General features: G+C 61.1%; 11 protein-coding genes and 1 pseudogene. All 12 read left to right on the top strand.

The genetic code is table 11. The annotated features are described in order from the left end of the window. On the top strand, window positions 1–576 hold a 576-nt coding region (locus EOA85_RS13585; protein WP_164759639.1), incomplete at its 5' end, for an S-adenosylmethionine:tRNA ribosyltransferase-isomerase. Beyond that, entirely contained in the window at window positions 573–1703 is a 1131-nt protein-coding gene (gene tgt, locus EOA85_RS13590) for a tRNA guanosine(34) transglycosylase Tgt (RefSeq protein ID WP_127209776.1), read from the top strand. The genes EOA85_RS13585 and tgt, both read left to right, overlap by 4 nt. A gap of 209 nt (window positions 1704–1912) precedes the next feature. After that, window positions 1913–2149: an Lrp/AsnC family transcriptional regulator gene (locus EOA85_RS13595; RefSeq protein WP_029352863.1), complete on the top strand. Its 237-nt coding sequence runs from the start codon at window positions 1913–1915 to the stop codon at window positions 2147–2149. A gap of 171 nt (window positions 2150–2320) precedes the next feature. Then, complete coding sequence (locus EOA85_RS13600) at window positions 2321–3733, top strand: circularly permuted type 2 ATP-grasp protein (RefSeq protein WP_164759640.1); 1413 nt, start codon at window positions 2321–2323, stop codon at window positions 3731–3733. A 130-nt stretch (window positions 3734–3863) separates the two neighbouring features. After that, the gene (locus EOA85_RS13605; protein ID WP_029352858.1) at window positions 3864–4805 is read left to right on the top strand and encodes an alpha-E domain-containing protein; all 942 of its coding nucleotides are present in this window, start codon (window positions 3864–3866) and stop codon (window positions 4803–4805) included. Between the two features lie 61 nt (window positions 4806–4866). Next, window positions 4867–5661, top strand: a complete 795-nt coding sequence (locus tag EOA85_RS13610; protein ID WP_065009552.1) for a transglutaminase family protein — start codon at window positions 4867–4869, stop codon at window positions 5659–5661. Between the two features lie 31 nt (window positions 5662–5692). Next, window positions 5693–6424: a peptidase gene (locus tag EOA85_RS13615; RefSeq protein ID WP_065009553.1), complete on the top strand. Its 732-nt coding sequence runs from the start codon at window positions 5693–5695 to the stop codon at window positions 6422–6424. Between the two features lie 55 nt (window positions 6425–6479). Further along, entirely contained in the window at window positions 6480–7892 is a 1413-nt protein-coding gene (locus EOA85_RS13620; protein WP_127209778.1) for an aspartate aminotransferase family protein, read from the top strand. A 128-nt stretch (window positions 7893–8020) separates the two neighbouring features. Beyond that, window positions 8021–8788 carry a DeoR/GlpR family DNA-binding transcription regulator gene (locus tag EOA85_RS13625; RefSeq protein WP_029352850.1) on the top strand — a complete coding sequence of 256 codons (768 nt, stop codon included), beginning with the start codon at window positions 8021–8023 and terminating at the stop codon, window positions 8786–8788. Between the two features lie 125 nt (window positions 8789–8913). Beyond that, window positions 8914–10439: pseudogene (glpD, locus tag EOA85_RS13630) on the top strand (glycerol-3-phosphate dehydrogenase). Window positions 10440–10467: 28 nt separating this feature from the next. Then, the gene (locus EOA85_RS13635) at window positions 10468–11550 is read left to right on the top strand and encodes an ABC transporter ATP-binding protein (protein ID WP_127209779.1); all 1083 of its coding nucleotides are present in this window, start codon (window positions 10468–10470) and stop codon (window positions 11548–11550) included. Between the two features lie 13 nt (window positions 11551–11563). After that, window positions 11564–12387: ABC transporter ATP-binding protein (locus EOA85_RS13640; RefSeq protein ID WP_164759641.1), on the top strand; the 824-nt coding region annotated here is incomplete at its 3' end.

The following is a 12387-nucleotide window of genomic DNA, read 5'->3' on the forward strand; positions in this document are numbered from 1 at the left end:
ATCTATGCCAGGGAGGAGGGGGCCGTGGCGGCACCCACTGCCGGCCTGCATTTCACGCCCGAGCTTTTCGCGGCGCTGGATGCCAAAGGCGTCGAGCGGCGATTCGTCACCCTGCATGTCGGCGCCGGCACGTTCCTGCCGGTGAAAGTCGACGACACCGCCGATCACAAGATGCATGCCGAAATCGGTTCGGTCAGCCCGGAAACCGCCGAGGCGCTGAACGCGGCGAAAGCACGCGGCGGGCACATCATCGCCGTCGGTACGACGTCGCTGCGCCTGCTGGAGAGCGCCGCGCGGGAGGACGGCACATTGGCTGGATGGTCGGGTCCGACCGACATTTTCATCACTCCCGGATACCGTTTTAAGGCCGCCGACATGCTGATGACCAATTTCCATCTGCCGCGTTCGACGCTGTTCATGCTGGTTTCGGCGTTTTGTGGTCTGGAAACAATGCGTGCGGCCTATGAGCATGCCATCGAGAACAGCTACAGGTTCTACTCCTATGGAGATGCAAGCCTTCTGTTCAAAGAGGAGAGCGATGGACGCGCGCCCGGTATAGGACAAGGAATTCAATGACTAAGGCGTTCACCTTCGAGGTGCTGGCGATCGACGGGAAAGCGCGGCGCGGCTCCATCACTATGCCGCGCGGAGAAATCCGCACGCCAGCCTTCATGCCGGTCGGCACCGGCGGCACGGTCAAGACCATGTATATGGATCAGGTGCGCGGCGTCGGCTCGGACATTATCCTTGGCAATACCTATCATCTGATGCTGCGGCCTGGCGCCGAACGTGTGGCGCGGCTTGGCGGTCTGCATGAATTCGCCCGCTGGCCGCACCCGATCCTGACCGACAGCGGCGGCTTCCAGGTAATGTCGCTGTCGAAACTGAGGAAACTCACCGAAAAGGGCGTCACCTTTCGCTCACATATTGATGGCGCCCCCTATGAGATGTCGCCCGAGCGCTCGATCGAAATCCAGGGACTGCTCGATTCCGAAATCCAGATGCAGCTCGACGAATGCACCGCGCTGCCGGCCATGGAGAAGGAGATCGAGCGGGCCATGGAGCTGTCGCTGCGCTGGGCCGAACGTTGCAAGTCGGCATTCGGCGACCAACCGGGCAAGGCGATGTTCGGCATCGTCCAGGGCGGCGACATACCGGCCCTTCGGCTGCGCTCGGCGCAGGCGCTGAAAGCGATGGACCTCAAGGGCTACGCCATCGGCGGGCTGGCGGTCGGCGAGCCGCAAGCGGTGATGCTCGAAATGCTCGACATCACCTGCCCGGAGCTGCCGGCGGACAGGCCGCGCTATCTGATGGGTGTCGGCACGCCTGACGACATATTGAAATCGGTGGCACGCGGCATCGATATGTTCGATTGCGTGATGCCGACGCGCGCCGGCCGTCATGGCCTCGCCTATACAAGGCGCGGCAAGGTCAATCTGCGCAACGCTCGCCATGCCGACGATCCGCGCCCGCTGGACGAGCAGAGCGACTGCCCGGCCGCCAGAGATTATTCACGCGCCTATCTGCACCATCTGGTCCGCTCGCAAGAGGCGCTGGGGGCGATGCTGCTGACCTGGAACAATCTTTCCTACTACCAGAGGCTGATGCAGGATATTCGTGCCGCCATCGAAGCCGGCGCCTTCGAGGCGCGGGCGGCGGCAATTTCCGAGGGCTGGGCAAGGGGCGATATCCCGGTGATGTGAGCGGGCCCTCTCAGCGAAGCGAGCGCGCGCAGGCATAGCCTGCGCTTGGCAGCGCTCCACGGTCTCAGCGCCCGCGCGCATCCGTCGTTTGGCTGTACTAAAGCTTCCCTCAGGTCGCGTTCCGCCTGAGCGCCGTCCTGATGCTTGAAAGCCGGGCGGCAGTCTGCCACAAGGGCCGCTTATGCGTGCAAGTTGAGCAGGACCGGGCAATGAAGGCATTTTTCGTGCAGATAAAGTGCGATCTGGGCAGGGCCTATGACGTTGCCGGCGCATTGGCCGATGCCGAGATCGCTTCGGAAATCTACTCGACAGCCGGCAACTACGATTTGCTCGCCAAATTCTATGTCGACGACGAGGAAGACATAGGCCACTTCGTCAACGAGAAGGTGCAGATTCTTCCCGGCATCAAGGACACGTTTACGGTCGTCACCTTCCGCGCCTTCTGAGTGGCGCCGGCCCCTGCCCGGGCACAAGGCAAAGCCTGACCCAGCCATATCGGCGCTGCCCTAATTTTAGGCAGGTCGCGACATACTGATCGCCAGCATCCTCCAAATCACCGATTGCGCTTGATTTTCTCCCGTGACGCCAGTGAAATGGTCTCACAGGGGAGTATGCGATTGGCAGCGTTCGACGAAATGCTTCCGGAAATCTCCGGATTGAGAAAACCGTATTCGGCTTACGACCGCTGGCTGAAGGAGCAGGATCCGGCCAGGCTTACCGAGAAGATGCAGGACGCCGAACGCGTCTTTCGCAAGACCGGCATCACCTTTGCCGTCTATGGCGAGCAGGAAGCCTCCGAACGCCTTATTCCCTTCGATATCGTTCCGCGCATCATTTCAGGCAACGAATGGCGACGGCTGACGCAAGGCATCGAGCAGCGCGTCCAGGCGCTGAACGCGTTTCTCGACGATATCTACCACCGCCAGGAAATATTGCGGGCCGGGCGCGTCCCCAAGGAATTGATCGCCAGGAATGAGGCGTTCCTGCCGGAGATGATCGGGGTAAGGCCGCCGGCCGGCGTCTACACCCATATCATCGGCGTCGATATCGTGCGCATCAGCGAGAACGAATTCTACGTGCTGGAGGACAATGCGCGGACGCCGTCCGGCGTGTCCTACATGCTGGAGAACCGCGAGACGATGATGCAGCTCTTTCCCGAGCTGTTCCAGCAGATCAAGGTGCGGCCGGTGGAAAACTATCCGCAGCTCTTGCGCCAGTCGCTGGCGACGGTGCGGCCGCAAAGCACCAAGGGTGCGCCGACCATTGCCGTGCTGACGCCGGGCAGCTTCAACTCCGCCTATTTCGAACATGCCTTCCTTGCCGACCAGATGGGCGTGCAGCTTGTCGAGGGGCAGGATCTGCGCGTCGTCGATGGCCACGTCGCGATGCGCACGACCGAAGGCTACAAGCAGATCGATGTGCTTTATCGAAGGGTGGACGATTCTTTCCTCGATCCGCTGACCTTCCGTCCGGACTCGGCACTTGGAGTGCCGGGCATCATGGATGTCTACCGCGCCGGCAACATCACCATCGCCAATGCGCCGGGAACCGGCATCGCCGACGACAAGGCGATCTATTCCTACATGCCCGAGATCGTCGAATTCTACACTGGCCGCAAGGCAATCCTCGGCAACATCCCGACCTGGCGCTGCTCGGAGCCGGACAGCCTGAAATACGTTCTCGAACATATCGACGAGCTGGTGGTGAAGGAGGTGCACGGCTCAGGCGGCTACGGCATGCTGGTCGGGCCGGCGGCGACCAAGAAGGAATGCGAGGATTTTTCCAAGAAACTCGCGGCAAAACCGTCGAACTACATCGCCCAGCCAACGCTGGCGCTGTCGACCTGTCCGATCCTGACCGACAAAGGGCTGGCGCCGCGCCATGTCGACCTCAGGCCCTACGTGCTGGTTTCCGACCGCATCCAGATCGTGCCGGGCGGGCTGACGCGCGTGGCGCTGAAGGAAGGCTCGCTGGTGGTCAACTCATCGCAGGGCGGCGGCACCAAGGATACGTGGGTGCTGGATGATTGAGACGGGTAAGTAGTGAATAGTCGGTAGTCAGTAGTAGAGGGAAAGCACAATGCCATACTCCGTCAAAATCCAAACATTCACCATGCACTACTCACCACTCACTACTCACTAGCCCGAAGGGCAGCCCCACATGCTTCTCGGCCGCACCGCCAACGGTCTCTACTGGATGAACCGCTACATCGAGCGGGCGGAAAACATGGCGCGGCTGGTCGATGCCGGGCTGCGCATGGCGCTGACGCGTACTCAGAACGCCTCCGAAGAGTGGAATTCGGTGCTGCTCAGCGCCGGTTCGGACGCTGCCTTCACGCAGAAATATTCCGACTATACCGCCGCCAACGTCGCGGATTTCCTGCTTCGCGACACATCGAACCCGTCGAGCACGATGGCGTCGATCGAGACGGCCCGCAACAACGCCCGCATGGTGCGCACCGCGCTGACGCGCGAAACCTGGGAAAGCATCAACGAGGCCTGGATGTCGCTGAAGCGCATGCTGGCCAAGCCGATCGACGAACGCGACCTGCCCAGCGTGCTCGACGCGATCAAGCGCGAAACGGCGCTGATCCGCGGTTCATTCTACGGCACCATGCTACGCAACGAGATCTTCGATTTCTCGCAGCTCGGCACCTATGTCGAACGCGCCGACAACACGGCACGCATCCTGGACGTGAAGTACTACGTGCTGTTGCCGTCGATCTCGTGGGTCGGCTCGACGCTCGACAATTATCAGTGGGAATCGATCCTACGTTCGGTGTCGGCGCACCGCTCGTATCGCTGGGTATACGAGGCCGACTACAAGCCGAGCAACATTGCCGACTATCTGATCCTCAATGTTCGAATGCCGCGCTCGCTGACCTTCTGCTACCGTTTCCTGACGGAGCACCTGAAATTCCTGGGCGACGATTATGGCGAACGCCATGCCTGTCATGCGACAGCCGGCAAGACCCAGGCCATGCTGACGGCCGGCTCGATCAAGGACATATTCGACGCCGGCCTGCACGAATTCCTGGCCAATTTCATTCGCGACAACACCAGGCTCGGCGACGAGATCGCGCAGGACTACAGGTTCTATTGAGCATGATCCCGGAAAGTGAACGCCGGTTTCCGGTAAAGATCATGCTCAGGGGACGAGAGCAATGCGGCTGAAGATCACCCACCGGACCGAATACCGCTACGATGCGCCGGTGCATTATCTATTGCAGCGGTTGCGGCTGCTTCCAGTCAGCGGGCCGACGCAGACCGTTTTGTCCTGGGCGCTGACGATCGAAGGGGCACGCGAGGAAGTGCGCTTCATCGACCATTTCGGCAACGATACGCGGCTGTTGAGCGTCGAAGGTGAGCGCGATTTCATCACCGTCGAGGCATCAGGCGAGGTGGTGACACGCGACACCGCTGGCGTCTCCGGGCCACATCAGGGTTTCGCGCCGCTCTGGCTGTTTGGCCATGAAACCCCGTTGACCACGATCGGGAGCGGCATTCGCGAACTCGCGGCCTCGGTTGGCGAGGGGACCGATATCGAAAGGCTGCACCGGCTGATGGCCGTGATCGGCGAGCGCGTGGCTTATACGCCGGGGATCACCAATGCGGCGACCCCGGCCGAGGACGCGCTGGCGCTCAAGACCGGCGTCTGCCAGGACCACAGCCACATCTTTGCCGCCACGGCGCGCGCCATGGGGTTTCCGGCCCGCTACGTCAGCGGCTATTTGATGATGGATGCGGCGGTCGAGCAGGCGGCAAGCCATGCCTGGGCTGAGGCGCATGTTGCGGGCCTCGGCTGGGTCGCGTTCGACGTCGCCAACGGCATTTCGCCCGACGAACGCTATGTAAAGGTGGCGACCGGCCGTGATTACCGCGATGCCACGCCGGTGTCGGGAATTCGGCTGGGACAAGCGGAAGAACAGCTTGCGGTCATCGTCACCGTGGAGCAGTAATCCACGGCAAGATTGCTGCCAAAGAGATTCGATGACCTATTGCGTCGGCCTGAAGATCGATCGCGGGCTCGTGTTCATGTCGGACACGCGTACCAACGCCGGCATGGATTCGATCTCGACCTTCAAGAAGATGCATGTCTGGGAAGAGCCGGGCGAGCGCGTCATCGTGCTGATGTCGGCCGGCAATCTGGCGACGACGCAGGCGGTCGTCAGTTTGCTCGACGAACGCACCAAGGCGGTGGCCGATCGCCACGCCACTCTGCTCGAAACGCCGTCTATGTATCAGACGGTGCGGATGGTCGGCGACACCGTTAAGGAAGTCATCGCCAGTTCGTCGCCGGCAGGCGAAAAGGCCGATTCCTATTTCAATGCCTCCTTTATCCTCGGCGGCCAGATCAAGGGCAGCGCGCCGCGGCTGTTCATGATCTATCCGGAAGGCAATTTCATCGAATCGACCGATGACACGCCGTTTTTCCAGATCGGCGAGACCAAATACGGCAAGCCGATCATCATCCGCGCCTATGAAAAGACGATGAGTTTCGCCGAGACGGTGAAACTCCTGCTGGTGTCGTTCGACTCGACGCTGAAATCGAACCTGTCGGTCGGTCTGCCGCTTGACCTGCTGTTCTACGAAAAGGACGCCTTCAAGGTCAGCCTGAAGAAACGGATAGCCCAGGACGATCAATATTATCGCACGATCTCGGACGGCTGGTCGAACGCGCTGAAGACCGCTTTCGCGAGCCTGCCTGATTTTCCCGAATGAAAGCCTCCGTTTTTCGTGCTCTTTGATTTCTGGGCTCGATGCGACGGAGAGGAAAATGGATAGCAACGAATTCCGGGAATGGTCGCTGTACGCGGCCGAATGGGGTGCCGACTACAGGGGCACACTTCGCGAAAGACCGGTGCGGCCGCTTGTCGAGCCGGGCGAAATCTCTAGAAGCATCGATGTCTCGCCGCCGGAAGAGGGCGAAACGATGCAGGCAATCTTCGCCGACTTCGAGCAAAAAATCCTGCCGGGCATGACGCATTGGCAGCATCCGCGCTTCTTCGCCTATTTCCCGGCCAACGCCGCACCGGTCTCGGTGGTGGCCGAATATCTGGTCTCGGTGATGGCCGCGCAATGCATGCTCTGGCAGACCTCGCCGGCAGCGACCGAACTCGAGACGCGCGTCGTCGACTGGATGCGTCAGGCGCTTAGCCTGCCGGAAGGGTTTTCCGGCGTCATGCAGGATTCGGCATCGTCGGCGACGCTTGCCGCCGTGCTGACCATGCGCGAGCGCGCGCTAGTCTGGCAGGGCAACAAGAAGGGCCTGCAAGGCCAGCCGATATTGCGCATCTATTCTTCCGACCAGGTCCATACTTCCATCGACCGGGCGATCTGGGTATCGGGCATTGGCGAGGACAATCTCGTCCGCATTCCGGTTGCTGGCCGCCTCCGCGCCATGGATGTCACAGCCCTCGAAGCGGCGATCGTCGCCGACCGGGATGCGGGCATGCTGCCGGCCGGCCTCATCGCTTGTGTCGGCGGCACTAGCACCGGCGGCACCGATGACATCGCCGGCGTCGCCGCTGTGGCTAAGCGATACGGGCTCTATCTGCATGTCGATGCCGCCTGGGCCGGATCGGCGATGATATGTCCGGAATACCGGCATTTCTGGGCCGGCGCGGAGCACGCGGATTCCATCGTCTTCAATCCGCACAAATGGCTGGGCGCGCAGTTCGACTGCTCGATGCAGTTCATCCGCCGGCCGGAAGACCTGGTGCGGACGCTCGCCATCAAGCCGGATTACCTGAAGACGCATGGACGCGACGGAATCATCAACTATTCCGAATGGTCGGTGCCGCTCGGGCGGCGCTTTCGCGCACTGAAACTGTGGTTCCTGCTGCGCGCCCACGGGCTGGAAAATCTCCGGACCATGATCCGCAACCATGTTGCCTGGAGCGAAGGCCTTGCCGCGCGGCTGGCTCGGCAACCGGATTTCGAGATCGTCACGGAACCGATGCTGTCGCTGTTCTCGTTCCGGCATCTGGCGGCGGCCGGCATCGATTCGGACGAACACAATCTGCGGCTGGTCGATGCGATCAACGACGATGGCCGCATCTATCTGACACAGACACGGGTGGACGGGCAGATCGCGATCCGCTTTCAAGTCGGTCAGTTCGAGACGACGGCGGCGGATGTCGACACAGCTTTCGAGGTCATCACCGAAATCGCCCGCGGTCTGGGTTGAGTTGAAATGGTCGGCAAAGTTGCGCCGTGGTTGCTTTGGACGGATGTAATTTCGTTAGCCGGCTTATGCCTTTTCATCACTTTCGTTTTCCGCTATAGACAAGAAAAGCGAAAACGAGAGGCCTCCAAATGTATCTGTCGCCGCGTCATTCCGAAATCATCCAAATGGCCAAGGACAATGGCCGCGTGCTGGTCGACGATCTGGCAACGCATTTCAACGTGACGCCGCAGACCATCCGCAAGGACCTTAACGACCTGTGCGACCAGCGGCTGCTGTCACGGATTCATGGCGGTGCGCTGTTCCCGTCCGGCATCGAAAACATGGAATATGAGGCGAGACGCAAGATCGCCGCCGAGGAGAAGGAGGCGATCGGCCGCGCAGCAGCCAGGCTTATCCCGGACAATGCCTCGCTGTTCATCAATATCGGCACCACGACGGAGTCGGTCAGCAAGGCGCTCCTTGATCATACCGGATTGATGGTGATCACCAATAATATCAATGTTGCCAACAGGATGCGCATATACCCTTCCATCGAAGTCGTTATTGCGGGCGGGGTTGTGCGCGGCTCCGATGGCGGCGTGGTCGGCGAGGCGGCGGTCGATTTCATCAGGCAGTTCAAGGTCGACTACGCGGTGATCGGCGCCTCAGCGATCGACCATGACGGTGCGTTGCTTGATTTCGATTTTCGTGAAGTGAAGGTGGCGCAGGCGATCATCGCCAATGCCCGGCATGTCATCCTCGTTTCCGACCAGACCAAATTCGAGCGGACGGCGCCGGTCCGCATCGGCCATCTGTCGCAGGTCAACACCTTCATCACCGACCGTTGCGACATCCCGTCGGTACGCAAGATCTGCCAGGAGGCAGAGGTTCAGCTGATCGAAACGTCGCTCTCGTAAGGGTGCCGTAGGGGCAATTGCCGCTGTTTATATTTCGTTTGACATTCGTTCCCATTTCGAAATAATCCCACCACGGTTTCGTAAAAACCTAAAAATGCTGCAATGCGAAATCCGGGAGGACTATTGTGAGCGCACCCCCGATCCATGACATCTTCGTCATCGGTGGCGGTATCAACGGCTGCGGCATTGCTCGCGATGCGGTTGGGCGCGGCTTCTCGGTCTTCCTTGCCGAAATGAACGATCTGGCCAGCGGAACCTCCTCCGGCTCGACCAAACTGATCCATGGCGGCTTGCGCTATCTCGAGTTCTACGAATTCCGCCTGGTGCGCGAGGCGCTTATGGAGCGCGAAATTCTCTGGAAGAATGCGCCGCACATCATCTGGCCGATGCGCTTGTGCTGCCCTATGCCAAGGGTTTGCGTCCGGCCTGGCTGATCAGGCTCGGCCTTTTCCTTTACGACCACATTGGCGGGCGCAAATTGCTGCCGGCGACCAAGACCCTGGAAATGGCAAAGGACCCAGCCGGCAAGCCGCTGAAGCCGTTGTTTCGCAAGGCCTTCGAATATTCCGACGGCTGGGTCAACGATGCGCGACTGGTGGCGTTGAACGCCCGCGACGCCGCCGATCGCGGCGCAACGATCCGAACCCGCACGAAAGTCATCGGCGCACGCCGTGAAGGCGAGCTTTGGTCGGTCAGTCTGAAAAACGCGCAGACCGGGGACACCGAGGAGGTCAAGGCGCGGCTTTTGGTCAACGCCGCCGGTCCATGGGTCGACCATGTGCTGTCTGCTACGGTCGGCTTGAACGAGGTGCACAATGTCCGGCTGGTACAGGGCAGCCATATCGTCATCGGCAAGAAGTTCGACGATCCGCGCGCCTATTTCTTCCAGAACAAGGATGGCCGCATCATCTTTGCTATCCCCTACGAGGAAGAGTTCACGCTGATCGGCACCACTGACCAGGACTATGCTGGCGACCCGCACGACGTGAAGATCAGCGACGCCGAGATCGATTATCTCTGTGCCGCGGCGAGCGAATATTTCGCGCAGCCGGTCAAGCGTTCGGACATCGTCTGGACCTATTCCGCCGTGCGCCCGCTTTATGACGACGGCGCCTCGAAGGCGCAGGAAGCAACCCGCGATTATGTGCTGAAGACCGACGGCGGCGAGGGCACGGCGCCGATCATCAACACCTTCGGCGGCAAGATCACCACCTATCGCCGGCTGTCTGAATCGATGCTCGAGAAAATCGAGGGTTTTCTCGGCAAGCGCGGCAAGCCGTGGACGGCAAACGCGCCGCTGCCGGGCGGCGATTTCCCGGCCAGCGGTTTCGACGCCGAAGTGGCGAAACTGAAAACAGCCTATCCGTTCCTCGACGCACGTCTGGCACGCCGCCTGAGCCGGCTTTACGGAACTCGCGCAAGGATGCTGCTGGGCCTCGCCAGATCGAATGCCGATCTTGGCCGCAACTTTGGCGCCGATCTCTATGAGGCCGAAGTGCGCTACCTCGTTCAAAATGAATGGGCGATGACGGCTGAAGATGTATTGTGGCGCAGGACCAAGCGCGGCCTGCATCTGAGCCGCGAGCAGACGGCAGCGCTCGACGAATTCATGCGCGGGATAAGCCGGCGCCATGTCGCGGCTGCCGAATAGTCATGCAGAAAGCCTGGGAGGAGGCATCATGCTGGAACTGAGAAACGTGACGAAGACGGTCGGGGCGACGGAGCATATACGCGACGTGTCGCTGACGCTTCAGCACGGCTCGCTCAATGTCCTTCTCGGGCCGACGCTTTCCGGCAAGACCAGCCTGATGCGGCTGATGGCCGGCCTTGATGTGCCGACATCCGGCTCGGTCTGGTTCGATGGCAAGGATGTCACCGGCATCCCGGTGCAGAAGCGCAACGTCGCCATGGTCTACCAGCAGTTCATCAATTATCCGGCGATGACCGTCTACGAGAACATCGCCTCGCCGCTGAGGGTGGCCGGGACCGAGCGGGCAAAGATCGACAAGGAGGTGCGCAGTGCGGCAGCCCTTCTCAAGCTGACGCCCTATCTCGACCGCACGCCGCTCAGCCTCTCCGGTGGCCAGCAGCAGCGCACCGCGCTGGCGCGCGCCATCGTCAAGAACGCCAGCCTCGTGCTGCTCGATGAGCCGCTCGCCAACCTCGACTACAAGCTGCGCGAGGAGCTGCGTGCTGAATTGCCGAAAATCTTCGCGGCGACCGGCACCATTTTCGTCTACGCCACTACGGAGCCGCACGAAGCCTTGCTGCTCGGCGGCAACACGGCGACGCTTTCCGAAGGCCGGATCACTCAGTTCGGCCCGACGATCGACGTCTTCCGCAGGCCGAACGACCTCGTCACGGCCAAGACATTCGCCGATCCGCCGCTCAACACGATCGTGCTGAAGAAGAGCGGTTCGAGCTTCCTTCTTGATGGTGGGGTGAAGCTTCCGGTGCCGGCTGAACTCGCCGGTATTGCCGATACGAGCTACACGATCGGCTTCCAGCCTCACCATCTCTCTCTTGCTCGGCCGAGCCCGTCGGCGGTTCCGGTGAGAGCCAAGGTGTCGGTCACCGAAATCACCGGTTCTGAAAGCTTTGTGCATCTCGATTTCGCCGACGTCCGCTGGGTGATGCTGGAGCACGGCATCCTGGTGTTCGAACCGGACCAGACCATCGAGGTGTTCATCGACCCGCGGCACATCATGGTGTTCGACGCGAACGGCCGCTCGGCCGCGCCGCCACAGATGCTGGCGGCTTGAGGGAGGAGGGCACATGGCGCGCATCGACTGCAACCACATCCGCCACGCGTACGGGCCGCATCCGAAGTCGGACAAGGACTATGCGCTGAAGGAGGTGCATCACGCCTTCGAGGATGGCGGCGCCTATGCGCTGCTGGGGCCGTCGGGCTGCGGCAAGACCACGCTGCTCAACATCATTTCCGGCCTGTTGTACCCCTCGCATGGCGAGCTTCTGTTCGACGGCAAGGACGTGACCAATCTGTCGACGCAGGAGCGCAACATCGCGCAGGTGTTCCAGTTCCCGGTCATCTACGACACCATGACGGTCTACGATAATCTGGCCTTCCCGCTGCGCAACCGCGGCGTTCCAGAACCCGACGTCGACCGCAAGGTGCGCGAAACGCTGGAAATGACGGGGTTGGCCGATATGGCTAAGAGAAAGGCGAGGGGGCTGACCGCCGACCAGAAGCAGAAGATCTCGCTCGGACGCGGGCTGGTGCGCTCCGATGTCAACGCGATCCTGTTCGACGAACCGCTGACCGTAATCGACCCGCACATGAAGTGGGTGCTGCGCTCGCAGTTGAAGCAGCTGCACAGGCGCTTCGGTTTCACCATGGTCTATGTCACGCACGACCAGACCGAGGCGCTCACCTTCGCCGAAAACGTCGTCGTCATGTATGAGGGCGAAATCGTGCAGATCGGCTCTCCGGCCGAGCTGTTCGAGCGTCCCAAGCACACATTCGTCGGCTATTTCATCGGCTCGCCGGGCATGAACGTCATGCCGGTCGCGGTCGAAGGCAGGAATGCGCGGCTCGGCAGCCAGACGATCGAATTGCCTGGCGCGCCAAAGGCTGGAAC

The sequence above is a fragment of the Mesorhizobium sp. M5C.F.Ca.IN.020.29.1.1 genome, from assembly GCF_003997375.1.
GTDB lineage: Bacteria > Pseudomonadota > Alphaproteobacteria > Rhizobiales > Rhizobiaceae > Mesorhizobium > Mesorhizobium wenxiniae.

Coding starts and splice junctions, on each gene's coding strand:
- tgt (WP_127209776.1), top strand. CDS start 573: ATGACTAAGGCGTTCACCTTCGAGGTGCTGGCGATCGACGGGAAAGCG.
- EOA85_RS13595 (WP_029352863.1), top strand. CDS start 1,913: ATGAAGGCATTTTTCGTGCAGATAAAGTGCGATCTGGGCAGGGCCTAT.
- EOA85_RS13605 (WP_029352858.1), top strand. CDS start 3,864: ATGCTTCTCGGCCGCACCGCCAACGGTCTCTACTGGATGAACCGCTAC.
- EOA85_RS13610 (WP_065009552.1), top strand. CDS start 4,867: ATGCGGCTGAAGATCACCCACCGGACCGAATACCGCTACGATGCGCCG.
- EOA85_RS13615 (WP_065009553.1), top strand. CDS start 5,693: ATGACCTATTGCGTCGGCCTGAAGATCGATCGCGGGCTCGTGTTCATG.
- EOA85_RS13620 (WP_127209778.1), top strand. CDS start 6,480: ATGGATAGCAACGAATTCCGGGAATGGTCGCTGTACGCGGCCGAATGG.
- EOA85_RS13625 (WP_029352850.1), top strand. CDS start 8,021: ATGTATCTGTCGCCGCGTCATTCCGAAATCATCCAAATGGCCAAGGAC.
- EOA85_RS13635 (WP_127209779.1), top strand. CDS start 10,468: ATGCTGGAACTGAGAAACGTGACGAAGACGGTCGGGGCGACGGAGCAT.